We start from the raw sequence: 24975 nt of genomic DNA, 5'->3' as shown, positions 1-24975 counted from the left end.
CAACGCGCGGCGAGCGCGAGCGCCAACTATCTCTCACCGCTCGCTTCGGCCGGGCTCGTCCGGCGCGCTCTCGTTCCGGTCGGGGCCCCACTGTTGTTGGCCGACCTCGAAGCGACGGATACCCCCTGTGCGGCTCGCCAGGGCGGCCGGCCCGATCGCCGTCGAGCCGAATCGTTCGCGGATCTCGTCGACCACCGAGTCGGCGTCACCCCATGCCGGTCCGTCGATGTCGTCGAGCGAGAGCTGACGGACCGACCCGTCGACCAACTGGGAGAGGCTGACGCCGAGCAGCCGGACCCCGGGTGTGGGATCGAGCTTGCGCAACATCGCCTCGGCCTCGCTCGCGATGGCCCGGGCGCCGTCGAGCGGCTCGGGCACGGTGCTCGACCGGGTGATGGTCGTGAAGTCGGCGAACCGGACCTTGATGGTCACCGTGCGGCCGAGCACCGATCCGGCGCGGAGGCGGGAGGCCACGGCGTCGGCCATGCGCAGCAGCTGGGGGCGGAGCGCCTCGTGGGTGCAGAGATCGCGGGCGAACGTCTCCTCGTGGCCGATCGACTTCAGTTCCTGGCCGGTGACGACAGGGCGCTCGTCTCGAGCGTGCGCCAAGGCGTGCAGGTGAGCCCCGGCCGCCTTGCCGATGCCGGCCTCGATCCGCCGGCGGGGTTGTGCAGCGAGGTCGCCCACCGTCTCGATGCCCAGGCTCGAGAGTCGGCGCGCCGTCGCCGGGCCGACTCCCCAGAGTTCGGTCACCGGCATCGGACGGAGGAACTCGATCTCACCGCCCGCCGGGACGACGAAGACCCCTCGCCCGAAGACCGGGCCGTTCGGCGACGGCGTCGGCTTGGCTCGTTCGGTTGCGAGCTTGGCCAGGAACTTGTTGGTGGCCACCCCCACCGAACAGGTCAGCTGCTGCTCCTCGAGCACGCGGGCCCGGATCTGATCACCGATCAGTGCGGCGCGGTCCTCGCCGTGCAACGCGCCGCGCACGTCGAGGAACGCTTCGTCGAGCGAGAGAGGCTCGACCAGCGGCGTGACGTCGTGCAGGATCGCCATGACCTCGGCGCTGACCTCGCCGTAGTGGGCATGGTCGCCGGGGAGGAACACCGCGTGCGGGCACAACCGGCGGGCCTTGGTGGACGGCATTGCCGAATGGATCCCGAAGCGCCGGGCCTCGTAGCTCGCGGCCGCGACCACACCACGGTCACCGGTGCCGCCCACCACCACGGGCTGGCCGCGCAGCTCGGGCCGGCGCCGCAACTCGACCGACGCGAAGAACGCGTCCATGTCGACGTGGACGAAGCCGAGGGTGCCGTCGGGCGGCCGACCGGTGGCCTCGCTCACGGCTGGAGGCGTTCGCTGGTCATCTCGTCCGGCGATCGCCCGACTGCCCGGTACTCGAAGTGGCGGCAGTCGTCCCACGGTTCGTCGAGCCAGTGCCGCATGGGCTCGGCCACCCACGGCGGGCTGGTGTCGAGACGGGCATCGACGGTCGCCGTGTCGAGGAAGTGGGCTTCGACCACGATGCCGTCGGGGTCCCCGATGCGGATGGAGCCGGTGTGGGCGGCGGCCAGATGGACCTCGACGGCGAGGTGCATCTCCATGTCCACGAAGTGCACCTCGGTGGTCCAACACATCCGGGACCAGTCGGCGACGGCCAGTCCGGTCTCCTCCTGCACCTCGCGGCTGAGCGCGACGAGCGGCGTCTCACCGGCGTCGATCACCCCACCGGGAGTGGACCAGTCGATACGGCCGTCGCGGCGCCGGTTGGCGACGAGGAGCAGGCCCTGATCGTTGGTGATCAGGCCTCCGGCGACCTTCCACTGGCGCATGGAGCCAGCATGCCAGCCGAGCACTGGTTCTGGGGAGGGTGTTGTGGAGACAGTGTTTCCGGGCGACTCAGTCGGGCGAGTTGATCTCGATCGCGCCGCCCGGGCCCAGGTCGGTGATGATGCCGGGTTCCTCGATGGCCGGGGTGCCGATCTGCGTCGCCCCCGGAACCACGGTCGGATCGCTGCCCGGGTCGGCGACCAGCACCAGCGTGCCGAGTCCGGTCGCGGCGATCACGACGCCGACGAGTGGCAGCAGCAACTGGCGACGGATGCGGCGCTGATCCCGCTCGATGTCCTCCTGGGTCGCCATCAGCCGGTGAAGGCGCGCCTCGATGTCGCCGTCCGCCAGCGACAGGGCGGAGCCGAGCACCTCGACATCGACGTCACGCAACGACACTTCGGTGCCGAGCGGCACGGCGCGTAGTCGGTACACGAGGGAGAGATACCGGGTGAGCACGGCGTCGGCGCCATAGGTGGTGTCGACATCGACGGCACTGTTCTCGACGGCGATCCGGCCCTCGTCGAGATCGATCACGAGCTGCGAGCGAGCGGGCACGATCTCGGCGTGGTCGATGCCGTAGGTCGCCACCAGTGCGGTGAGGGTCGATTCGTCGAGGGATCGCCGGCCGTGCTCGATGTCGTCGAGTTCGACCACGGTGAGCCCGGACGGTGTGGTCAGGTCGGTGAGTTCCCGGCCCGCGGCCACGCGGGCCTCGCGAAGGAGGGTGCCCAGGCGACGCGGCGGTACGAGAGTCGTGGTCGGGTCCATACCCCACGAATCGGCACTCAGCGGCGGAACCTGAGCACGCGGTCACGCACGCCCCACCACGTCACGAGCACGAGCGCCTCCACCACGATGCGACTCGACATCTTCGAGGTGCCCCGAACCCGGTCGGCGAACCGGATGGGCACTTCCTCGACCTTCCCGCCCGTCTGGAGCACCCGATGGGCCATCTCGATCTGGAAGCCGTAGCCGTCGGCGCGGACGGTCTGGAAGTCGATCTTCGCCAGCGCCTCGGCGGCGTAGGCGCGATAGCCGCTGGTGGCATCGTTCACCCGGAAGCCCAGTACGGTCGCCGCATAGCGATTGCCCCATTTGGAGAGCGCCCGGCGATGCCAGGTCCAATCGGGAATCGAGCCACCGGGGACATAGCGACTGCCGATGGCCAGGTCGGCACCGCCCTCGACCGCCGCCAGCAACGACGGCAGCGCGGCCGGGTCGTGCTGAAGATCGCTGTCCATCTCGACCATGATGTCGTAGCCGTTGACGAGACCGTGCCGGAAGCCGTCGCGATAGGCCGACCCGAGACCCGACTTCGACGGGCGCCGCATCACCTCGACATTGCCGATCTCGTCGGCCATGGCTTCGGCGAGATCGGCGGTGCCGTCGGGCGAACCGTCGTCGACGACCAGCACGCCGGCGTCCGGACAGGCGTCGCGGAGCAGGCGAAGCACCTCCCCGATGTTCACCGCCTCGTTGTATGTCGGAAGAACGACCAGAGCACGCACCGTCGGGAACTCTAGAGGTCGCGCCGCCTCGGTCACGCGTTCGTCTTCTCTTCCTCTCGTCGGATGCTGCTCGGTAGAGTGCAAAACGTGGATTCCCCCTCGTCGAGCACCCCGCAGACATCGGCGCCCCCGCTGATCGCCCGAGTCCTCGCCGTGCTCGCGATTCTCATCGGCGGGCTCTGCGGCGGACTGATCGGCTTCGCCTTCACCGATGTGTCGTGCAACGACTCGTGCACCGGCACGGCGAGCATCGTCGGCCTGCTCAGCGCCATCGGGTGCGCCATCGGCGTCGCGATCGTCGCAGTGCTCTCGCTGCGGGCCATGGCCGAATGGAACGAGAAGGAAACCCGGCGGCGAGCCCACGAGGCATGATCGACGCCGGCGACTTGCTGGCGGTCGCCGATGCCGCAGCCGATCTCGTCGTGCCGCGGCTTCGCGAGGCACTGCGTGACACCCACCACGGGGTGGAGACCAAGTCGAGCTCGACCGACCTCGTCACCGAGTTCGATCGCTGGTCGGAGACGACGATCGTCGCGTCGATCACCGCAGCGCGGCCGGGCGACGGATTCCTCGGCGAGGAGGGCGCCCGCGTCGACGGCACCACCGGGGTGGTCTGGCTGATCGATCCGATCGACGGCACCACCAACTTCGTCTACGACCTTCCGGGCTGCTCGGTGTCCATCGCCGCCGAGGTCGACGGCGAGGTGCATGTCGGAGTGGTGCACGATCTCGTGCGCGACGAACGTTTCCGGGCCACGATCGGGGGCGGTGCGTCGCGTGACGGCAAACCGATCTCGGTGAGCGCGACGACCGAACTCGCCACTGCGCTGGTGGCAACCGGCTTCTCCTACGACGCCGATCGGCGACGAGCGCAGGCCACCGCACTCGTCACCCTGCTCCCGCAGGTGCGCGACATCCGCCGCCTCGGGGGCGCGGCCGTCGACCTGTGCGCGGTCGCCTGCGGCCGCGCCGATGCCTACTACGAGCGCGGACTGAGCCCCTGGGACTCCGCCGCCGGGGCCCTCATCGCGACAGAGGCCGGTGCGAGAATCGACGACCGGACGGCGACCGGCGGCGGGCTGGTCGTGGCCACGCCGGGCGTCGCGAACGGGTTCTTCACCCTCGTCGAAGCAGCCGGCGGACACACGGCCTGAACAGAATCGGGCGAGTGGCGCCCATCGGGCCCGAGAATCTGGCAGCATCAGGCACCGTGGGAAGCCGAATTCTGACCGTTGAGGACGACGAGCGCATCAGGACCTCGGTTCGCCTCGCGCTCGAGGACGAGGGCTACGACGTCGTCGAGGCCGAATCCGGTGAGGACGCGCTTCTCGCGTTCGGTCAACAGCCCGCCGACGTCGTGCTGATCGACATCATGCTGCCGGGCATGGACGGATTCGAGGTCTGCCGGGCCATCCGCAAGATCTCCGACGTCCCCATCGTCATGGTCACCGCGCGTGCCGACACCCACGACGTCGTCGCCGGTCTCGAAGCCGGGGCCGACGACTATCTCACCAAGCCCCACGCGCCCAAGGAGCTCTCGGCCCGCATCCGCGCCCTCTTGCGCCGGGTCCGCCCCTCCGAACCGGGTTCACGTCAGCTGCTCTTCGGCGAGCTCGAGATCATTCCCGACGAGGGCGTCGTGCGGGTCGGCGCCGAGGAAGTCCACCTCACCAAGACCGAGTTCCGCCTCCTGGTCGAGCTGGCCTCCAACGCCGGTCGGGTGTTCTCCCGCGAGGTACTCCTCGAACGGGTCTGGGGCTACGGCTACTTCGGCGACGGTCGGCTGGTCGATGTCCACATCCGCCGACTGCGCACGAAGATCGAACCCGATGCGGCCAACCCGCGTTACGTCGTCACCGTGCGGGGCCTGGGCTACAAGCTCCAGGCCTGACGCCCGTGCGATCGAGATGGGAGCGCCTGGGCCTGCGGGCCCGCGTGGCACTCGTGTTCGCGTTCGGGGCGTTGCTGCTGTCGGTCATCATCTCGGTGGCCACTCTCACCTTCACCCGCCAGACGTTGCTCGAACAGCGCGATGCCGACGCCTTCGAGAGCTTCAACGCCAACGCCCGCAACGCACAGGAACAGCTCACCGAGGACGCTGACGCCGAGGCAATTCGAACCATCATCGAGGATGTGTTGTCCTCGACTCGGGGCGGGTTCCAGCTCCTGCGGGTCGACGACCTCTGGATCGGCCGCAACACCACCCGATTCGGCGAGATCCACGTGCCGGCCGAGTTGCTCGACGTAGTCGGCGGCAACGCCGGCACCATCCGCACCGAGATCGACGGCGTGCCGGCGATCGTCAGCGGCATCCGTCTCGTCAACAGTCCCCGCGACGCGGACTACTTCGAGGCGCTGCTGCTCGACGATGTCGAGGACACCCTCTCCTCGCTCGGAACAGTCCTCCTCGGGGCCAGTGTTGCCACCACCCTGCTCGCCGCATCGCTCGGTGTCTGGGCCGCCCGCCGGGCCCTGTCCCCCGTCAGTGATGTGCGGCTGGCGGCCGAATCGCTGGCCGCCGGCGAACTCGACACCCGCCTCGACACCCCGGCAGACCACGATCTCGCGTCGTTGGCATCGTCGTTCAACGGCATGGCCGCGTCACTCGAGGACCGCATCGAACGCGACGCCCGATTCGCGTCCGAAGTGAGTCACGAACTCCGGTCCCCGCTCATGACGCTGAGCGCCTCGGTGGAAGTGCTCAACAACAGTCGCGAGCTCATGCCCGAGCGAAGCCAGCAGGCGCTCAGCCTGCTCAACGACGACGTGAAGCGCTTCACCCAACTCGTCGAGGACCTGCTCGAGATCAGCCGCTTCGACGTCGGTACCGCCTCGTTGCAGAGCCAACCGCTGCACGTGGTGGAGTTCCTCCGCCAGGCCGTGGGCCACTCGACCCGACCCGACACCACGGTGAGCGCCCCACCCGATGTCGAGGATCTCGTCCTCGTGGCCGACAAGCGCCGCCTCGCCCAGGTCATGACGAATCTGATCGAGAACGCCGACAAGTACGGGGCCGGAGAGATCACCGTCGAGATCTCTCGCTACTTCGACACCCTCTTCATCGCGGTCGAGGACGAGGGCCCCGGCGTGCCCGAAACCGAGCGGGCGGTGATCTTCGATCGGTTCAGTCGCGGCGCGGCGGGTGGTCGTCGGGGCTACGACACCGGCAGCGGTCTGGGCCTCGCGCTGGTCGCGGAACATGTGGGTCTGCACGGCGGTACGGTTTTTGTCGAAGACCGCCTCGATGGCCGAGAGGGCGCCCGCTTCGTCATTCTCCTCCCGGTCGACGAGAACCTGCCGGATGACCTGGAGTAGCTGACCACGTGACCACTTTGGTGAGGAGAGTCGCATGGGTCGCTGCGCTCGCCGTGGGCGCGGCCGCCTGCTCGCTGCCGACCGACGACTCGGCCCAGATCATCGACCAGGAAGAACTCTCGCCGTCGCTCCAGAACGTGACGACGACCATCACCACCACCCAGCCGCCGGCCGCGTCCCGCGACTTCGCCTACTACCTGTTGGCGAACCGCGAGGGCACCGACCAACGCGTCGTTCAGCAGGTGGTCGTCCCCATCACCGCGAACTCCCCCTTCGAGGCGATCGATCCCATGGACACCGAGGGCTTCCGGGCCTCGATCGGTGCCGACGACACCCTGCTCAACACCGTCACGCAGTACGACATCGTCAATGTGACCGTCGACGACGGCGTGGCCACGGTGTTCCTCGAAACGCTCGAGGACGTACCGGGCGACACGGCGCTGCGAGACGTTGCCGCGCAGCTCGTCTGGACGCTCACGGGCGAGGACGGCATCGAGGCGATGCTCATCAACATCGACGGACTCCCGAAGGCCCTCAGCACCACCAATGGAGGGTCGGCCACCGAGGCGCCGGTACGCACGACCGACTTCGGTCTCTACGACGCCAGCACCGAGGCGACCACGTCGACGTCGTCGAGCACGAGCACCACCACCGTGCCGCCGGGCGACGGGTAGCCGGGTCAGCCGAAGAAGGTCCTCATCGCATCGAGCAGGGCCGGATGGGTGTATTTGAGTTCGGCGATGCTCTCGGCCAGCGGGGTGCGGACCACCTCGCCACTGCGCAACGCCACCATCGTGCCGAAGTCACGATCGTGGGCGGCATCCATGGCCGCCACGCCGTACCAGGTGGACAGCACCCGATCGAAGGCCGTCGGGGTGCCGCCCCGCTGCACGTGGCCGAGCACGGTCACCCGGGTCTCGAAGCCGGTGCGGGCCTCGATCTCCGAGGCGACCACGTTGACGATACCGCCCAATCGCTGATGGCCGTACTCGTCGACCGACGGTGCGGGGATCTCGATCGTGCCCGGCGCCGGGAGGGCACCCTCGGCGACCACCACGATCGAGGCGAACCGTCCCTTGGCATGGCGCCGCAACAGCGAGTCGCACACCTGCTGGATGTCGAACGGTTCCTCCGGCACCAGGGTGACCGTGGCACCGCCGGCGATGCCGGCCCAGGTTGCGATGTGACCGACGTGACGCCCCATCACCTCGACCACCATCACCCGGTTGTGCGACTCGGCGGTGGTGTGCAACCGGTCGATCGCGTCGGTGGCGATCTGTACGGCGGTGTCGAAACCGAACGTCATCTCGGTGCCGCCGATGTCGTTGTCGATCGTCTTCGGCACCCCGACGACGGGCACCCCGTCCTCGTGCAGCCGATTCGCACACGACAGCGTGCCTTCACCGCCGATGACGATCAGCGCTTCCACCCCCGTGGCGGCCATCGTCGCCTTCACCTTCTCGACACCGTCGTCGACCATGTAGGGCGTCATCCGGGTGGTGCCGATGATCGTGCCACCACGGGGCAGGATGCCGCGACAGGCCTCGACATCGAGCGGCCGCCACCGGTCCTCGAGCAGGCCCTGGTAGCCGTCGAGGAACCCGACGACCTCGTCGCCGTACTCCCGTTCGGCCTTGCGCACGACACCCCGGATGACCGCGTTCAGACCCGGGCAATCGCCGCCACCGGTCAGCACTCCGACTTTCATGGGTTCTCCCTCGTGACTGAGAACGGATCGTAGCGACCCGACGGACAGCAGGGTCGGGGTAACGTCGCCCGCCATGGGAATCGTCATCGCCATCGACGCGGGCACGACCGGTGTGCGGTCGTTCGCCATCGACGAGCGGGGGAATCCGCTCGGCTACACCTATCGCGAATTCGAACAGCACTTTCCGCGACCGGGCTGGGTCGAACACGACGCCGACGAGATCTGGGATGCCGTCATCGCAACGCTGGCCGAACTCGTGGCCACCGTGGACCAGCCGATCGCCGCCATCGGCATCACCGACCAGCGGGAAACCGTCGTGCTCTGGGACAAGGCCACCGGCCGACCTCGGCACCGGGCGATCGTGTGGCAGGACCGCCGCACCGCCGCCCGCTGCGAGGAGCTCGCGGCCCAGGGCGCGCTCGACCGCGTGCGCTCGACCACCGGACTCGTGCTCGACCCCTACTTCTCGGGCACGAAGGTCGAGTGGCTGCTGCGCGAGGGCGGCGTCGGGGTCGACGACGATCTCGCCTTCGGCACGATCGACTCGTGGCTGGTGTGGAACCTCACCGGCGGGGTCCACGCGACCGACGGCTCCAACGCCAGCCGGACGATGCTCTACGACATCCGCACGAACGACTGGTCGCCCGAGATGTGCGATCTGCTGCACGTGCCGCCGGGCATTCTTCCCGAGATCCGACCCTCGTCGGGCCGCTTCGGTGTCACCACCGCCGACATTCCGACCGGAGCGGGCGTACCGATCAGCGGCATCGCCGGCGACCAGCAGGCCGCCCTGTTCGGCCAGGCCTGTTTCGCCCCCGGCCAGGCGAAGAACACCTACGGCACCGGGTCGTTCGTACTGATGAACGTGGGCACCACGTGCCCCGAACCGGTCGAGGGCCTGCTCACCACCGTTGCATGGACGATCGACGGCCCCACCGGACTCGAGACCACCTACGCCTACGAGGGCGCGATCTTCGCCACCGGCGCGGCGATTCAGTGGCTGCGCGACGGCCTGAAGATCATCGACGACGCCGCCGAGACGGGACCGCTCGCCGCCTCGGTCGACGACACCGGCGGTGTGGTCTTCGTTCCCGCCCTGGCCGGGCTCGGCGCCCCACACTGGGACCCTCGCGCCCGCGGCACGATCATCGGCCTCACCCGGGGTACCGGTCGCGCCGAGATCGCCCGGGCCACCGTCGAGTCGATCGCGTTCCAGAGTCGCGACGTCGTCGACGCCATGGCGGCGGCCGCCGGCACCGGCCCCACCGACCTCCGCGTCGACGGCGGCGCGTCGGTCATGGACCTGCTGTTGCAGATCCAGGCCGACCAGCTCGGCGTGCCGGTCATCCGCGCCGCGGTGCCCGAGACCACGGCGCTCGGCGCGGCCTATCTGGCCGGCATCGCCGAGGGCGTGTGGAGCGGCACCGGGGACGTGGCCGCCAACTGGACCGCCGACCGCACCTTCTCCCCCGCCGCCGACCGGTCACGGGCCGACGCCGACTACGCGCGCTGGCGGCGGGCTGTGGAGCGTTCGCTCGAATGGGACCTCGACTGAGTCGTCGAGGGCACGGGCTCAGCCCAGCCGGGTGAGCGCTCGCCCGAGATTGCGGGTGGCCTGATTGGTCCGCTGCTCGTTCTCGATCAACGCGAACCGCACGTGGCCCTCGCCGCCCGGCCCGAAGCCGACGCCCGGCGACAATGCCACGTGGGCCTCGCGCACGAGCATCGACGCGAACTCGACGCTGCCCATCTCGCGGTACTGCTCGGGGATCGGCGCCCACGTGAACATGGTGCCGCGCGGCGGTTCGATGTCCCACCCGATGCGGGCCAGGCCGTCGATGAGCGTGTTTCGGCGGCTCTCGTAGATCTCCCGGGCCTGATCGGGATATTCCGGCGCCTCGTTCATCGTGACCGTGGCGGCGATCTGTACGGGCTGGAACGTGCCGTAGTCGAGATAGCTCTTCAGCTTCTGGAGAGCGGCCACGATCTCGGGGTTGCCCACCATGAACGCCACCCGCCAGCCGGCCATCGAGAAGCTCTTCGTCATGGAGTAGAGCTCGACGGCGACCTCCTTGGCTCCTTCGGCCTCCAGGATCGAGGGCGGCATGTAGCCGTCGTAGCCGAGGTCGGCGTAGGCGAAGTCGTGGACGAGGATGACGTCCTTCTCACGAGCGAAGTCGACGACCTTCTGCATGAAGTCGAGGTCGACACACATCGTGGTGGGGTTGTGCGGGAACGAGAGCACGATCACCCGGGGCCGTGGCCAGGAGTACTCGAAACGCTCCTGGAGGGTGGCCAGGAACTCGTCCTGGTCGTTGGTGACCGGCATCTCCCGCACGTTGGCACCCGCGAAGAGCGGGGCGAAGAGGTGGATCGGATACGACGGCGCCGGCACGAGTACCGAATCGCCGGCCTGGAGCAGCACCCACATGAGGTGACTGAACCCCTCCTTGGCACCGATCGTGTTGATGACCTCGGTCTCGGGGTCCAGCGCCACGCCGAAGCGCCGGTCGTAGAGCCTGGCGACCGCCTCGCGCAGCTTCGGGATGCCCCGGCTCGACGAGTAGCGATGGTTGCGGGAGTTGCGGGCCGCCTCGACGAGCTTGTCGACCGCGATCTCCGGTGACGGCAGGTCGGGATTTCCGAAGCCGAGGTCGATGACGTCCTCACCTGCTCGACGGGCCTCGATCTTGAGCGAGTCGATGATGGTGAAGACGTAGGGCGGCAGCCCGTTGATTCGACGGAAATCCATCGAGCCAGGCTAGCCAGGCGATTCCGTCGCTAGACGAGAGTTCCGGTGTCGAGTTCCACCGCGCACGCAGGACCGACGGCGGCCAGCCACTCATCCATCCCGCGTCCGTCGCCGATCACGAGAATCTGCACGTCCTCGGGCAGGGCCACGAGCCGATCGAGCAACTCGGCGGGCGAGTCGCCCATCACGATGACCACCGGCACGGGCCCGGCCGCGCCACGTGGCACCCGGTCGGCCAGCGCGGCCGCGGCATCGACATCGGCGTGTCCGTCCACGCGCCGGGCGGCGAGATCGACGAGCACCTGCGCGCTCTCGCGACGTACGAGCCGGTCGTCGTGTTCCTCGGCGAGACTGAGCTCGGTGGCCGCGAGCACATGGAGCCGCAGCCGGGCGTTGACGACCTGGCCGAGGGCATCTCGGGTGCGGGCGACGGCGATCTCCGCCTGTCGCACCGCCTCGCGTTCGCCGTCGAGGCGATCGACGCGGGAGCCGTCCCCGAGCAGCTCGAGCGCCTGGAGCTCGTCGATGGCTCGTTCACGGTCCCGGAGCAGACGCACGGCGAGCTCGTCGGCGGCCGCGAGTACCTGGATCCAGGAATCGCCGAGCGCCACGATGGCGATGTCGCTGGTGAGTTCGTTGTGGCCGGCGGCACCGGCGGTGCCCAGCGCGTCACGCAGGTGCTGCACGCCGGCGGCTCGGGCCACGCCGACCGATGCGGCGTCCACACGATGGGCCTGCAACGCCGCCATCACCAGTTCTTCGTCGGTGCCCTCACCGCTCGCGAGAGGATCCTCGCCGAGCAGTTCGACCGCATGTTCGAGCGCCCGATCGATGGCGGTCAGGACGTCCTGGAGTTCTGAGTCCTGCTCGATGCGGGCCATGAGCATCGTCCACTCGGTCTCCGCGATCTCGAGTGCGGCTTGAGCCTGCTCGTACTCGGCGATGACCTCGTCGGGCACCTGCGCCAGACCGTTGCCCATGCGGAAGGCCGCCCACGTCGGGTACCCGAGCGGCTCGAGGGCCTGCTGGAGCTCGTCGGCGGCCTCTTCGAAGGAGGCGCGCCCCGCGCTGCGACGGACACCCCGGCCCGCCTTCTGCTCGGCGGTGATCATCTCGTCGTGGAGTCGCTCGAGCTCGGCGGCCTCCTGCTCCGTCACCTTCCGCGGCACGGCGGCGTCCTCGGCCCGGCGAGCCGCCGCGCGGGCCTCGTCGAGACGCGTCGCCACGGCTTCGGTTCCACCGGCCGCGGCTTCGACGCGTGACTCGAGGCCCCGCAGTCGCTGGTGCAACGAGGACCAGGCTTGGGCCAGGGCCATCGCTTCGGGGCTCGGCACCGAACCCGTCACGAGACCGGCACGGGCGGTGGCCACCGCCGCGGCGAGGGCCGGGCGGTCGCCGGTCGGCAGGGCGGCGAGGCGTTCGTCGAATTCCTCGACCAGCGCTTTCAGGGCCGCGATGCGATCGGGGGTGTCGCGCATTCCCGTCCACGGGTCGGGTCGACCGGCAAGTCGAGCGGCGCGCCCGAGCAGGCCGTCGGCCGTGTCCAGGGCGTCGAAGGCCGAGGTCTCCACCTGGGCCAGCGCCGATGTGAGGTTGGCGGTCATCTCGGCGCGGACCTTGCCGCTCGCGTCGATTTCCGCAGCCAACTCGGCGATGCGCTCGTCCAGCACGGCCAGCTTCTGCTGCGCGGCGTCGAGGTTGGCCCGATCGGCGGCCGGGTCCGGCTGATGGCGCGTGCCTGCAAGATCGGGGTCGGCGGGGACCTCGGGCAGGCTCGCCGCATCGATGATCAGGGCCGAGTCGGCCGTCTCACCGAGGTCGGCGACCGTGTCACCGAGATCGGAACGCCGACCGTCGATCTCGATGATGCCCTCCCAATCGGGACGGAGGCCGAGGGCGACGTCGTGGACGAGGCCGACCACCGACACGCGCGAGGCCGGGTCGAGGCCCTTCAGCCACGTGATTCGAGGGTGAAGTGGAAGCGGGAATCCCAGAGGAGTCGGTCGCAGTTCGACGAAGCGCATCGGGGACCTATCGGCACGCACCGTGAGCGATCAAGTGGCTCGGATCAGGATTCCGCGTCCGCTTCCCCACCATGGGCGTTCGGATCGGCCGTCGCCGCGAATCCGCCCACGAAGCCCTCGACGAAGGCCCGACCGCCTTCCACGACCTCGGCGAACGCGTTCGGGTCCTCGACCACTCGTTCGGTCACCTCGAGCAGGCGCCGGAGCGAGGCGATGACCGCACCCGCCGCCTCTCGGACCTCGTCGAGCGGGGACTCGTCCGCCGGGAGGTCATCGGGCTCGTTCACCCGCCGCGAGACTCCACGTAGCGGGTGAAATCGTCGAGCGCGGTGCGCACGATGCGGGCCTCGGCCCGCCGCTTGACGAAACCGGGAAGCGGAACCGAGAGATCGACGGCCAGGTGGTAGACCACCTCGGTGGCGCCGGAATCGGAGGCCACCGGCAGGAACTCGTATTCGCCGTCGAGGCGCCGGGTGACGTCACCGCGCTGGAGCCGCCAGGCGAGCCGACGGGGGTTCGCGCCGTAGAAGTAGCGAAGGGTGTAGGTGGTGCTGCGGCCCATGGCTGCGGCCCGGAACTCGACGTCGACGGCGCGGCCGTCGTCGTCTCGCGACAGGATCCTCGCCATCTTGATGTCGGTCGCCCAATCCGGATAGCGCTCGAAGTCGATCGCCGCGTCGTAACACGCGTCCGGCGATGCGGTCACCGTCGTCTTCTCGGTTGTCTGATCGACCATCGGAACCTCCCAATCGGCGGGCGGACAGACCCTACCGGGCCGCGTCGGTCCGGGGAGCGAACTCGCCGTGACGAGCACACCACAGCCCGGCGAGACCGAGTCCCCACACCGGCACGAGGATGCCGAAGGCCAGACTCGTGAACACTCGGATCGAGGCGGTGACCAGTGCGACCAGGACCTGCACGGCCAGCGATCCCATGAGATGGCGCTGCACGTCACGCGGCGCGGATCCGGCGCCGAAGTAGAGGCCGCCGATACCGATGGCGACCTCTCGGCTGCGTTGCACCGCGATGAGGAAGGCCCAGAACATCGCCGTGCTTCCCCCCGCGAACAGGATCAGCGAGACGATCACCGCAGGCGCGCCGAGTTCGTCGGGGTCGATGGTGGCGATCACGGCCACGACCGCGAACACCGCGGTGCCGGCCCAGGAGGCCCTGATCAGGGAGGAACCGACGCCGTTCACCCGTCCACCATCGCATCGATCGCCGATCGGAGACGGTCAGCGAGGACGTCGTAGCTGAACTCGGTTTCCGCTCGGCGACGGCTGGCCGCCGCCATCGATCGCCGACGGTCGGGGTCGTCGAGCAGGTCGGCGATGGCGCCGGCCACGCCCCTTTCGTCGGTGGGGTCGTCGACCACCAGGCCCGTCTCACCATGGGCAACCGCCTCGTGGGCCCCACCGCTGCGCCCGGCGACCTGGGGCACGCCGGCTGCGGCCGCCTCGACGAACACGATGCCGAAGCCCTCCTGTTCGAGCCCTCCCCACCGGGTGCGGCACAACATCGCGAACACGTCGCCGCAGGCGTAGAGCGCCGGCATGTCGGCATCGGGAAGCCGGCCGAGCAGCGTGACGGGAGCGTCCAGCTCGTCGACGAGGCGCTGGAGCCGACGCTGATCCCGACCACCGCCGGAGATGGCGACGTGCACGTCGGGGTGACGGTCGCGCACGACGAGCGAGGCCCGGATCAGCACGTCCATGCCCTTGCGGGGCACCAACCGGCTCGCCGAGGTGACGAGCGGGCCGTCGACGGGAAGACCGAGCCGGGCACGGGCGGCCTGCTTGCCGGCGTCGTCGAGGGGCACGATCCGCGCGGCGTCGACGCCCGGCGGCACCACGGTGGTGGGAAGGCTCCGGCCGAGCGACCGTTCGGCCTCGGCCGCCGGATAGCCGCCGGCGGCGATCACCCCGGTGGCCGAGCCCAACACCCGGTTCAGGAGCGTGTGGGTGCCGGGAAGGCGGCCGGGGATCGTGACCTCGGCGCCGTGGAGCACGACGCCGTAGGGCCGGTCCAGGTGGGGGCCGATGAGCCCGACGGGCACCGCCGGATCGAGGATCACGAGCTCGGCGTCGTACTCGCGGGCCAGCGTGTTGACCCGATGGGTCAGCACCGGCTGGGGCAGCAGCCAGGGCTCCTTGCTGCGGATCACGGTGAAGTCCTGGGCGGCGTCGAAGTCGTCGGTGCCCGCATAGGGCGTGGTGTGGACCACGACATCGTCGGGCGGCAGTCGACGCCAGAGTTCCCAGAGGTAGCTCTGGATCCCGCCGACCTTCGGCGGGAAGTCGTTGGTCACGAGGAGATGACGCACCACAGCGGCGGACCCTACGCCGTCGACGGGCCCGAGCGCGCGTCGGCGAGCGGGACGACGTCGCGCTCGAGTTCGACCCGCACCATGTCGGCGGTGTCGTCGGCCACGGCCGCGAGCAGCGGGTCGAGGGCGAGGCGACGGGCCGCCCACACGGCATGGGCCCGCACGACCGGTCGAGGGTCGGCGAGGGCGTCGCCCAACGCCGCCGCGACCCGTGGATCGTCGCCTCGGCCGATGTTGCCGAGCACGACGAGCAGGTTCCGGCGCAGGTAGGCGGGGTCGCGATCGGGGATGTACCAGCGGCCCAGCCGGGACATGAGGGCGTCGTCGTCGAGCGCCAACACCTCGAGCAGGGGGACCCAGGCGCCGTCGTCGCCCGCGCCGGAGGGTCGGCGGCGGCGGATCTGGTTCGGCGGGCACACGTCCTGGCAGTCGTCGCAGCCGTAGACGCGGTCGCCCAGGGCGATGCGGAAATCGACCGGGAAGTCGCCGTCGGTCTGGAGAAGCCACGCCAGGCAACGGGCGGCATCGATCACACCCGGCTCGATGATGGCACCGGTCGGACAGCCCTCGAGGCACTTGGTGCAGGTGCGGCAACCGTCGTCGACCACGGGGGCCTCAACGATCTCGACCGGCGCGTCGGTGAGCACCGACCCGAGCACGACGAGACTGCCCACCCCGGGCACGAGCACGTTGCTGCTCTTGCCCCACCAGCCGATGCCGGCCCGGTGCGCGGCGGCCCGATCGACGAGATGGTTCTGGTCGGCCAGCACGATGGCCCGACTGCCGTCGGCTCGCAGCACGGCCGCCATCGCTTCGAGCCCGTCGCGCAGGGCCGCGTAGTGGTCTTCCCACGAGTAGGCGGCGACTCGTCCCGCCGGCTGTCCGTCCGGTCGACGTGGCGCCAGCCGTTGGTAGTCGTAGGCACCGACGATCAGCGTGGTGGCCCCCGGCAGCGACCGATCCGGGTCGGTCGAGCGGGCCGGGTTGCGATAGGTGAACTGCATCCCCGCATCGAGCCCGCGAGACTTTCGTTCCTCGAGATCGGCCCGTGCCGAGGGAAACGGCGCCGCGCTGGTGGCCCCGACCGCACACAGGCCGGCGCCGAGTCCGATGGCTTCGAGTGCGGCAAGGGTGGCGACCACCTCGCCATCGTGGCACGCCCGACGCGAATTCCCGCTCAGGCGACGCCCGGCCGCGGGGTGAAACGGCTGGCCGGCACCAGCCCGGCGTCGGCCAGGAGCTCGACCGCGCGCTTCTCCTCGGCATCGAGGACGACCGGCGTGCCGGCCTCGTGCCCCACGAGATAGCTGACGACGCAGTCGTCGCACGCATCGGTGTCGCGCACCTCGCACACGGCACAGTCGATCGTGCACGCGGCGTCGTCAGCCGAGGGTTCGGGCCCGGGGAGCAGGTCGTGCGGAAGGTCGGGGACGAGGCGGAGGTGGGAGGGAAGTGCCATGCGACGCACCCTACGAATGGGGTGTGACACCCACTAGATTCCTCGCGTGCCCGCCCCCTCGCCGCCCCCGGTTTCTCGGCGCGCCGCGCTGAAGGTCGGCTCCGGGGGCGCACTCGCCCTCGTCCTCGGCGGTGGGGCCGGATGGCTCGACCGTCGCGGCGGGTCCACCTCAGAGCCGAGCCTCGCCATCGACGCCCTGACGCCGGCCACGTCGCTCCCGGCGACGCCGACGACTGCGCCCACGAGCACCGCGCCCGTGGCCGTCCCCGGGGTCGGCGCGGTCGACGGCTCGATCGTGGCGCTGGGCGAACGGGTGGTGGCGGTCACGGGCGAGCGCGACGTGGCGACCCTGCTCGCGCTGCTCCCCTCCGGCAGTGCTGATTCGAACAGTGTCGGTGCAGGCAGGGTCGATCCGCTCGAACGCGCCGCCGCCCGAGTGCGCGACGACTTCCTCGCCGGCGACACCATCGTGGTCGACGGCTGGGTGCTGGCCGCGTCCGAGGCGCGCGCGGCCGCAGTGCTCCACCTGCTGTGCACGGGCGAGGGTGCCGACGCGTGCTGACCGACGCCCGCACGCTGCCGTCCGGCACCAGCCGCCAGGCCGACGTCTGCGTCATCGGTGGCGGCGCCGCCGGCATCACCCTGGCCCTCGAGCTGCACGGGAGCGGACTCGACGTGCTGCTCATCGAGTCGGGCGGCCGGGAGCAGGACCCCGCCTACCAGGACCTCAACGCCGGCGAGAACATCGGTCGTCCGAGCACCACGCTCGACAGCCCGGTGCGTCTCGACCAGACCCGGCTGCGCTACCTGGGCGGCACCACCAACCACTGGGCCGGGTTCTGTCGCCCGTTCTCGCCCGTCGACTTCGAGGTACGCGACCACCTCGCCGTGTCGGGATGGCCCTTCGGCCCCGAGGAGCTCACGCCCTATCTGGAGCGGGCGGCCGAGTGGGTCCGCATCGGCGGGCCCGACTTCTCGCTCGACACCTGGGTGCCGAGGATGGGCCTGCCCTCGTGGGAGCTCGGATCCGACCGGGTGGAGACCACCGTCTACCAGGTCACGTTCCCGACCAAGTTCGGCGAGCTCTACGGACCCGACCTCGAGTCGGCCACCGATGTCGAGGTGCTCACCCACGCGAGCGTGGTCAACCTCGCGTCCACCGACGGGCGCCGCGTCGAGCGGGTCGACATCCGCACCCTCGACGGCGTGCAGATCGAGGCCACGGCCACCGCCTACGTGCTCGCCACGGGCGGTATCGAGAACGCCCGCGTGCTGCTCGCCTCGACCGATGCCGACCCGGGCGGGCTCGGCAACGGCAACGACATGGTCGGCCGCTACTTCGCCGAGCACCTCCAGATCTACGCCGGCTTCGCCCTGCTCGACGACCATCCCGCCCTCCCCGGCTTCACCGGCACCGATCACACGATCGAGACCGGTCGCCACGCGGGAACGAACCACGGCGCGAAGTTCGCCCTCGGCCTCACCGACAGCCATGTGCGGGATGAGGCGACCACGGGGCTCGAGATCCAGCTCTCGATCGGCACCTACCCCGACGGAGTTCCCGTCTATCGCGACGGCACGCCCATCCAGGCCATCGACGCGCTGCTGCGCGCCGAAGGACGCGAGTTCGGGGCGACCGCCTACGTGCAGGGTCTGGCCGAACAGGCACTCGACCCCGAGAGTCGCGTGATGCTCGACACCACCCGTGACGCCCTGGGCATGCGGCGGGTGATGCTGGACTGGCGCTACAGCCAGGCCGACCGGCGGCGGGCCCTGGACGGCTTCCGAGTCGCGGCGGAGGCGATCGGCGCGGCCGGCCTCGGCCGGGTGCAGCTCGTGCCCGGCGGGGTGCACCCCGATGCCCTCGACAATCTCGTGCGCGACGAACTCGTCTCGGCCTACAGCGCGTCGGCCGCGGCCATCGACGAGGAGAACTTTCCGATCGGCATGGGGTTCCATCACATGTGCACGACCCGCATGGCCGCCGATCCGGCCGAGGGCGTGGTCGACCCCGACTGCCGCATGCACGAGGTCGAGAACCTCTGGATCGGCGGGAGCAGCGTGTTCGCCACCGGCGGTGTCGCCACGCCCACCTACACCCTGGTGGCCCTCGCGGTCCGACTCGCCGATCATCTGAAGGCCGAACTGCTCTAGCCGCGTACTTGACGACGAACGCGCGTTCGTCCATTCTTGGCCGATGCCCGAACAGACGTTCGTCGGAACCCAACGAAGCTTCGACGACCTGGGCACCGCATTGCACGACGTCACCTTCGTGGTGATCGACCTCGAGACCACCGGCGGATCGGCCGAAACCTGCGCCATCACCGAGGTGGGCGCGGTGAAGCTGCGCGGCGGCGAGTGCCTCGGCACCTACCAGACCCTGGTCGACCCGGGCCGGGCGATTCCTCCCGAGATCACGGTGATCACCGGCATCACCCAGGCGATGGTGATGCGGGCGCCGCGGATGGAAGCGGTGATGCCGTCGCTGCTCGAATTCATCGGCGACGCGATCGTCGTCGGCCACAACATCCGCTTCGACCTGGGGTTTCTCAACGCCGCTCTGACCCAGCAGGACCGACCGCGGCTCACCCAGCGATCGGTCGACACACTGGCGTTGGCCCGTCGTCTCCTGCGTGACGAGGTGCCCAACTGCAAGCTCGGCACCCTCGCCGATCGCCTTCGGCTGTCGCACCGCCCGAGCCATCGGGCCCTCGACGACGCCCTGGCCACCGGTGATCTGCTCCACGCTCTGCTCGAGCGCGCCGGGTCCCTTGGCGTCACCGGCCTCGACGATCTTCTGCTCCTGCCGAAGATGGCGGGGAGCGCCCACGCCAAGAAGCTCCCCCTCACCGATGATCTCCCGCGCGCCCCCGGCGTCTACCTGTTCATCGACAGCCGGGGCGAGGTGCTCTACGTCGGCAAGGCCGCCAACCTGCGGTCGCGGGTCCGCAGCTACTTCTCCACCGACGAGCGTCGCAAGGTGGGCCAGCTCCTGCGCGAGACCCGGCGCATCGACCACCACGTGTGCCGCAACGGGCTCGAGGCCGCCGTGCTCGAGCTCCGGTTGATCCACCGCCATCTCCCCCGCTTCAACCGCCAGGGCACCCGATCGAGCAAGTACCCGTATGTGAAGCTCACCCTCGACGAGCGATTTCCCCGGCTGTCGGTGGTCCGCGCCGTGAAAGACGACGGCGCGCTCTATCTCGGACCGGTCTCGTCCACGAAACGGGCCAAGCGGGTGATCGAGGCGATCGAGTCGGCCGTGCCGATCCGGCGCTGCACCGCCCGATCGACCCGGTCGACCTCACGACCCACGTGCGCGCCGGCCCAGATCGGCGTGGCCGCCTGCCCCTGCTCCGGTGCGATCAGCGACGACGACTACGCCCGGGTCGTCGACGACCTCGTCGACACGCTGACGAAAGACCCGGGCCGGCTGCTGGCGCCACTCGACGAGCGGATCGAGATGCTGGCCGCAGCCGAGCGCTACGAGGAGGCCGCCGACGTGCGCGATCGAGCCGAGGCTCTGGCGGGGGTCCTGCGCCGCACCCGGCGATTCGATCTCCTGCGGCGGGCCGGCCGCGTGCGGGTGTCGATCGGCGAGGCGTGGGCCGAGTTCGACCGAGGGCTCCTGGTGGCGTGTGGCGCCCACGGCCGGCAACCGTCGCTGTGGCACGAGGGACTGGCCATCGCCCCTCCCCACGCACCGCCGCCGAGATCGGGCCGCCTCCCCGTGCCCGGCCGCGACGAGGCCGACGAGCTCCTCACGATCGTCGCGTGGCTCGACCGCCACGCGGCCGACGTCCGGCTCGACTCGGTCAGCGGCGTGTTGGTCGAGCCGCTCCCCCGCCTTCCGTCCTATGCACCGCAGGGGAAGAGCCCGGCCCGGCGGACCACCGATCGCACCGGCGTGGACTCGCTCAGGCGCCCACGAACTGGGCTCGCGGCCCCGGCCGCTGGGGCGACTTCGCGGACTCGACGAACACCTTCGTGAGACGTTCCGCCTCCACGCCGCAGCTGTAGAGAAACCCCTGGTGATAGTGGATGCCGAGGCTGATCAGCTTGTCGGCCTGCCACGAGGTCTCGACGCCCTCGGCGACAACCACGAGGCCGGCCGCGGACGCGATGCGCGAGACCGCCTCGACCACCGCCTGGTCGATGGCGTCAGAGGGCAGTTCTGTCACGAAGACCCGATCGATCTTCACCTGGTGCACGACGTCGTTCAGACGCTTCAGATGCGACATCGTCGTGCGGCCGGTGCCGAAGTCGTCGAGCGACAGACGCACCCCCATCTCGGCGATCTGCTCGAGGACGGGCAGCGAGCCCGTCAGGTGCTCGGTGACCAGGTCCTCGCTGATCTCCAGGCACAGTTGACGGGCCGGGAGCCGCGCCCAGGCGAGCGTGTCGGCCACCCGGCCCGGAAACGACGCATCGAGCAGCTGGTGCTCGGAGATGTTGACGTTGATGCTCATGTCCCGACAGCGGGGATCGAGCAAGTTCCATTCCGCCGCTTGCGCGCACGCCTCCCGCAACACCGTGTCCCCGATCCGGCCCATGAGGCCGGCCTCCTCGGCCACGGCGAGGAAGTCCTTCGGAAAGAGCAAACCGTGTTCGGGGTGCTGCCAGCGCACCAACGCCTCGGTCGAGTACAGCGCCTTGCGCTGGGTGTCGATCACGGGCTGATAGTGCACCACGAGCTCGGAATCGAACGCCGCCGAGAGCGACTGCTCGATCTTCAGCTGGGCGAGCAGGTTCGACCGCACGCCGGTGTCGAAGACCGAGATCCGGCACTTGGTCCGTTTGGCCTCGTACATCGCCGCGTCGGCGTCTCGCACCAGGTCCTCGGCCGTGACCGACGTGTCGATCGAAGGATCCCAGATCGCCACGCCGATACTGGGCAGGATCGCCAGATCGCCGCCGTCGACCGAGAACGGCTCGCCGAAGGCGGCCAACATGGACTCGGCCACACGGGAGATCGACTCGGGTTCCATCAGCCCATGGCAGATCACGACGAACTCGTCGCCGCCGAAACGGGCGACGACGTCGGCGGTCCGCACCGAGTCGCGCAGCCGGTCCGCCACCGCAATGAGCAGATCGTCACCGGCAGTGTGGCCCAGGCTGTCGTTCACGACCTTGAAGCGATCGAGGTCGGAGAACACGACACCGACGCAGGTGTGGCTGGACTTCGCCCGGCTGATCGCCTGCGACAGCGCCTCCATCAGGCCCGAGCGGTTCAGCAGACCGGTCAACGGGTCGTGGCGGGCCCGATACTCGCTCTCTTCGAGATGAGAGACGGTCGAACGACCGAACGTGCGCTGCAGCAACGAGACGCCGCCGGCCAGAACCGCCGCGGTGCCGGCGCCGATGATCACGCCCTCGGCGCGCGACTCGAAGATCACCAGCGCAGCAGCCACGCCGCCGAGCATCGCGACGAGCGACACGATCGTCGGAGAAAGCAGGAGCCAGCGGACCACAAGATCCCATCGGCGGCGGTTCGTTGATCTGGAGGGGCTGAACGGCCCGTGTTCACGCAGCCAGTGCCGCGACCTTCGCCGCCGCGCGGCCGTTGTCGATCGCTGCAGCAGCGGCCTCGACCCCGGCCGGAAGGTCCTCGACCAGGCCGGCCGCCACGAGACCGGCGGCCGCATTCAGGACCACGATGTCGCGCTTCGGACCCGGCTCGCCGGCGAAGACGCGCCGGGCGATCTCGGCATTCACCTTCGCGTCACCCCCGGCGAGGTCGTCGGTGGTGGCCCGAGCCAGGCCGACGTCGATGGCATCCACTCTCAGCTCCGTGATCTCACCGTTTCGTAGCGAGAGCATCTTCGACGGCCCGGTGGTGGTCAGCTCGTCGAGGCCGCCCTCGCCGTGCACCACGAGTGCGCGGGTGGACCCGGTGGCCTCGAGCACCCGGATCATCCGTTCGGCGATGGACCAGTCGGCCACCCCGATCACCTGTCGTGAGAGGCGGCCCGGGTGGCTGAGCGGTCCCAGGATGTTGAACACCGTGGGGATCCCCAACTCGGCTCGCACCGGTCCGACGTGGCGCATCGCCGGGTGGAACGTGCGGGCGAAGGCGAACCCCACGCCGTGGTCGCGCACCTGCGCCTCGAGCGCGTCGGGCGCCACGTCGACATCGATGCCGAGCTCCTCGAGCAGGTCGAAGCTGCCCGAGGTCGACGACGCCTTGCGGTTGCCGTGCTTGCAGACGGTGGCCCCGGCGGCCGCAGCAACGAACGAGGCCATGGTCGACACGTTCAGGGCATGTTTCCGGCGGGTCGGTGCGCCGCCCACCCCGACGATGTCGATCGTGTTCTCGGGCACCGAGAGCGGCGTGGCGGCGTCGATCATCGCTCCCTGGAGGCCGGTCAGCTCCTCGACGGTCTCGCCCTTGATCCGCAGGCCGACGATGAACGCGGCGATCTGGGCATCGGTGGCGTCGCCGCTCAGGATGGTGGCGAGCACGGCCCGAGTCGCCCCGGCCGAGAGGTCGTCGCCGTTCGCGAGCGTGCCGAGAATCTCCGACCAACCGCCGTGGGCGTCGAGTGTCGTCATTCGAAGGACCGTAGCGCGCCGGTAGCATCGCCTCGTGCTCGAATCGTTGAACCGATCCGTGGTGATGGCCGGCGCCATGATGACGCTGCTGATCGCGGTGCCCGCAGCAATCGTCACCGCATGGTTGTCCGACGACGGCGCCACCGACGAGTCCAACTGGACCCTGCTCGCCCTGCTGGCGATCGTCATCGCCTACCTGCTGGGCGGCGCATTGGCCGGGCGGGCCGAGCCGACGATGCCCTTCACCAACGGTGCCGCCGCAACCCTGCTCGCCTTCGTCATCATCCAGGCCGCCGGCATCATCCTGCGCCTCACCCGCGGCGACGACGTCAACCTCATCGCCCTGGTCTTCAACGGCCTGCTCGCCGCCTCGTTCGGCACCTTCGGGGCCTGGTTCGGCGCCCGCTGGGCGGCCCGCTACCCCTCGCGCCGGCCGTAGACTCGTCCGCGGTGGCGGGGAGCCGACTGGATGGCCGCGGCGCACTTCGGTGCGTCGAGGAAAGTCGGGGCTCCGCAGAGAAGGGTGCTGGCTTGCGCCAGTCGAGGTGACTCGCAGGAAAGTGCCACAGAAAACAGACCGCCGGCCCGGTTCGCCTGGGTCGGTAAGGGTGAAACGGTGCGGTAAGAGCGCACCAGCACCCCGGGTGACCGGGGTGGCTAGGCAAACCCCACCCGGAGCAAGGTCATACAGGGAGAGGGCGTCTCGTCCGCAGACACTCCCGGGTAGACCGCACAGATGGATGGTCATCCACGGCGACACCGGCTTCCACCCGGTGTCGCCCGGACAGAACCCCGCTTACAGGTCGACTCCCCGCCACCACCTGGAAAAGAGTCGAAACACGTCGCCACTCGGGGTGAGTCCGAGTCCCCCGCGTGGTTTCTCGAATGCGCTGCCGCCGGGTACTTTGGCCGGCCATGGATTCTCACGACAAGCGCATCGTTGGCCGATGGCTGCTCCCGTCCCCGATCTTCTGCAATTGGAACGTACGCCGGCGCGCCCTTCGCCGACGGGAGACCTACATCGAGGCCGAGATCATCGACCTTTCAGTCGCTGGAGCCCTCGTCCGCACGTCTCGACCGGACCCGCGACGCCGTGGCGACGAAGTCGTCTTACGTAGCGGCGACCGGCACGCCGTGGTGAAGGTCCGATACACCAACAGCAGTCACACCGAGTTCGGTGTCGAGTTTCAGGGGCGCAGCCAGCTACGTGACGAGCTCCTCGACCATCTGGAGAGTGTCCTGCCCGACGGAAAGGACCGCCGCCGCTACTGGCACTCCCGCATGCCCTGACCCACCCGAGGCAACCGGTCGGCGGTCCACGGAGCGTTCCATCGATGGCACCGGCGCTGATGTTGGCTGTCATACCCTCTCGGTATGTTTCGTGTATGGAAGTTTCGGAGCTGGACGACCTTGGCGAAGCGATAGGACTGGCGGCGAAGGTCGACTATGCGCTGCTGCCGGGTGCGGTGGTGCAGGCCGCGGCGGAGAAGGTCCAGAC

General features: G+C 69.7%; 26 protein-coding genes and 1 other RNA gene. 12 read left to right on the top strand and 15 right to left on the bottom strand.

The window, feature by feature from the left end; translation table 11 throughout:
• Positions 1-33: 33 nt before the first annotated feature.
• From RIB98_09810 to RIB98_09795, 4 genes are all read right to left on the bottom strand, one after another.
• Entirely contained in the window at positions 34-1344 is a 1311-nt protein-coding gene (locus tag RIB98_09810; protein ID MEQ8841265.1) for a DNA polymerase IV, read from the bottom strand.
• Entirely contained in the window at positions 1341-1832 is a 492-nt protein-coding gene (locus RIB98_09805; protein ID MEQ8841264.1) for an NUDIX hydrolase, read from the bottom strand. Before RIB98_09805 ends, RIB98_09810 begins: the two co-directional genes overlap by 4 nt.
• A 67-nt stretch (positions 1833-1899) precedes the next feature.
• On the bottom strand, positions 1900-2601 hold the full coding sequence (locus RIB98_09800; GenBank protein MEQ8841263.1) for a helix-turn-helix transcriptional regulator: 702 nt from the start codon (positions 2599-2601) through the stop codon (positions 1900-1902).
• A gap of 17 nt (positions 2602-2618) precedes the next feature.
• The gene (locus RIB98_09795; GenBank protein ID MEQ8841262.1) at positions 2619-3341 is read right to left on the bottom strand and encodes a polyprenol monophosphomannose synthase; all 723 of its coding nucleotides are present in this window, start codon (positions 3339-3341) and stop codon (positions 2619-2621) included.
• 87 nt (positions 3342-3428) lie between these two features.
• On the opposite strand from RIB98_09795, the gene RIB98_09790 reads away from it, so the two are divergent.
• From RIB98_09790 to RIB98_09770, 5 genes are read left to right on the top strand one after another with little or no spacing between them, the layout of a single operon-like run.
• Positions 3429-3713 (top strand): hypothetical protein, encoded by a 285-nt coding sequence (locus tag RIB98_09790; protein MEQ8841261.1) that lies wholly within the window; start codon positions 3429-3431, stop codon positions 3711-3713.
• The gene (locus RIB98_09785; GenBank protein ID MEQ8841260.1) at positions 3710-4495 is read left to right on the top strand and encodes an inositol monophosphatase family protein; all 786 of its coding nucleotides are present in this window, start codon (positions 3710-3712) and stop codon (positions 4493-4495) included. The genes RIB98_09790 and RIB98_09785 overlap by 4 nt, the downstream gene beginning before the upstream one ends.
• Positions 4496-4551: 56 nt before the next feature.
• A complete protein-coding gene (locus RIB98_09780) occupies positions 4552-5232 on the top strand; it encodes a response regulator transcription factor (GenBank protein MEQ8841259.1) in 681 nt (226 codons plus the stop codon).
• A gap of 5 nt (positions 5233-5237) precedes the next feature.
• Entirely contained in the window at positions 5238-6656 is a 1419-nt protein-coding gene (locus RIB98_09775; GenBank protein MEQ8841258.1) for an ATP-binding protein, read from the top strand.
• 8 nt (positions 6657-6664) lie between these two features.
• On the top strand, positions 6665-7330 hold the full coding sequence (locus RIB98_09770) for a GerMN domain-containing protein (GenBank protein MEQ8841257.1): 666 nt from the start codon (positions 6665-6667) through the stop codon (positions 7328-7330).
• 5 nt (positions 7331-7335) lie between these two features.
• On the opposite strand, the gene RIB98_09765 is transcribed toward RIB98_09770, so the two are convergent.
• Positions 7336-8364, bottom strand: coding sequence for an ATP-dependent 6-phosphofructokinase (locus tag RIB98_09765; protein ID MEQ8841256.1), 1029 nt, complete (start codon positions 8362-8364; stop codon positions 7336-7338).
• 73 nt (positions 8365-8437) lie between these two features.
• Between RIB98_09765 and glpK the strand changes: the two genes are divergently transcribed.
• Positions 8438-9919 (top strand): glycerol kinase GlpK, encoded by a 1482-nt coding sequence (gene glpK, locus RIB98_09760; GenBank protein MEQ8841255.1) that lies wholly within the window; start codon positions 8438-8440, stop codon positions 9917-9919.
• Positions 9920-9937: 18 nt separating this feature from the next.
• Here glpK and RIB98_09755 read toward each other — a convergent pair whose 3' ends face one another.
• From RIB98_09755 to RIB98_09720, 8 genes are read right to left on the bottom strand one after another with little or no spacing between them, the layout of a single operon-like run.
• Positions 9938-11116 (bottom strand): aminotransferase class I/II-fold pyridoxal phosphate-dependent enzyme, encoded by a 1179-nt coding sequence (locus RIB98_09755; protein ID MEQ8841254.1) that lies wholly within the window; start codon positions 11114-11116, stop codon positions 9938-9940.
• A gap of 29 nt (positions 11117-11145) precedes the next feature.
• Entirely contained in the window at positions 11146-13140 is a 1995-nt protein-coding gene (locus RIB98_09750) for a hypothetical protein (GenBank protein MEQ8841253.1), read from the bottom strand.
• A gap of 44 nt (positions 13141-13184) precedes the next feature.
• Positions 13185-13427 carry a hypothetical protein gene (locus RIB98_09745; GenBank protein MEQ8841252.1) on the bottom strand — a complete coding sequence of 81 codons (243 nt, stop codon included), beginning with the start codon at positions 13425-13427 and terminating at the stop codon, positions 13185-13187.
• Positions 13424-13876: an SRPBCC family protein gene (locus RIB98_09740; GenBank protein MEQ8841251.1), complete on the bottom strand. Its 453-nt coding sequence runs from the start codon at positions 13874-13876 to the stop codon at positions 13424-13426. Before RIB98_09740 ends, RIB98_09745 begins: the two co-directional genes overlap by 4 nt.
• A 31-nt stretch (positions 13877-13907) precedes the next feature.
• Positions 13908-14339 (bottom strand): hypothetical protein, encoded by a 432-nt coding sequence (locus tag RIB98_09735; protein ID MEQ8841250.1) that lies wholly within the window; start codon positions 14337-14339, stop codon positions 13908-13910.
• Entirely contained in the window at positions 14336-15466 is a 1131-nt protein-coding gene (locus RIB98_09730) for a glycosyltransferase family 4 protein (protein ID MEQ8841249.1), read from the bottom strand. The genes RIB98_09735 and RIB98_09730 overlap by 4 nt, the downstream gene beginning before the upstream one ends.
• Positions 15467-15477: 11 nt before the next feature.
• Entirely contained in the window at positions 15478-16608 is a 1131-nt protein-coding gene (queG, locus tag RIB98_09725; protein ID MEQ8841248.1) for a tRNA epoxyqueuosine(34) reductase QueG, read from the bottom strand.
• A 35-nt stretch (positions 16609-16643) separates the two neighbouring features.
• Positions 16644-16925, bottom strand: coding sequence for a hypothetical protein (locus RIB98_09720; GenBank protein ID MEQ8841247.1), 282 nt, complete (start codon positions 16923-16925; stop codon positions 16644-16646).
• 46 nt (positions 16926-16971) lie between these two features.
• Between RIB98_09720 and RIB98_09715 the strand changes: the two genes are divergently transcribed.
• The 3 genes from RIB98_09715 to RIB98_09705 are packed head-to-tail and all read left to right on the top strand — an operon-like array spanning position 16972 to position 20916.
• On the top strand, positions 16972-17487 hold the full coding sequence (locus RIB98_09715) for a hypothetical protein (protein ID MEQ8841246.1): 516 nt from the start codon (positions 16972-16974) through the stop codon (positions 17485-17487).
• A complete protein-coding gene (locus tag RIB98_09710) occupies positions 17481-19079 on the top strand; it encodes a GMC family oxidoreductase (GenBank protein MEQ8841245.1) in 1599 nt (532 codons plus the stop codon). The genes RIB98_09715 and RIB98_09710 overlap by 7 nt, the downstream gene beginning before the upstream one ends.
• Before the next feature lie 43 nt (positions 19080-19122).
• A complete protein-coding gene (locus RIB98_09705; protein MEQ8841244.1) occupies positions 19123-20916 on the top strand; it encodes a DEDD exonuclease domain-containing protein in 1794 nt (597 codons plus the stop codon).
• Here the strand turns inward: RIB98_09705 and RIB98_09700 are convergent.
• Together RIB98_09700 and trpD are read right to left on the bottom strand one after the other, a co-directional pair.
• Entirely contained in the window at positions 20843-22396 is a 1554-nt protein-coding gene (locus tag RIB98_09700; protein MEQ8841243.1) for a bifunctional diguanylate cyclase/phosphodiesterase, read from the bottom strand. The two genes, RIB98_09705 and RIB98_09700, sit on opposite strands and share 74 nt — an antisense overlap.
• A 52-nt stretch (positions 22397-22448) precedes the next feature.
• Positions 22449-23477: an anthranilate phosphoribosyltransferase gene (gene trpD / locus RIB98_09695; protein MEQ8841242.1), complete on the bottom strand. Its 1029-nt coding sequence runs from the start codon at positions 23475-23477 to the stop codon at positions 22449-22451.
• A gap of 34 nt (positions 23478-23511) precedes the next feature.
• Here trpD and RIB98_09690 point away from each other — a divergent pair, with 34 nt between their 5' ends.
• The 3 genes from RIB98_09690 (at position 23512) to RIB98_09680 (ending at position 24767) form a co-directional block, all read left to right on the top strand.
• Complete coding sequence (locus tag RIB98_09690; protein ID MEQ8841241.1) at positions 23512-23916, top strand: TIGR04086 family membrane protein; 405 nt, start codon at positions 23512-23514, stop codon at positions 23914-23916.
• An 18-nt stretch (positions 23917-23934) separates the two neighbouring features.
• Positions 23935-24292: RNase P RNA component class A (gene rnpB, locus RIB98_09685), an RNA gene on the top strand.
• 100 nt (positions 24293-24392) lie between these two features.
• A complete protein-coding gene (locus RIB98_09680; GenBank protein MEQ8841240.1) occupies positions 24393-24767 on the top strand; it encodes a hypothetical protein in 375 nt (124 codons plus the stop codon).
• The last annotated feature ends 208 nt before the right edge of the window (positions 24768-24975 follow it).

This window comes from Acidimicrobiales bacterium (genome assembly GCA_040219515.1).
Classification (GTDB): domain Bacteria; phylum Actinomycetota; class Acidimicrobiia; order Acidimicrobiales; family Aldehydirespiratoraceae; genus JAJRXC01.
This window is presented reverse-complemented; position numbering and strand designations above follow the sequence as displayed.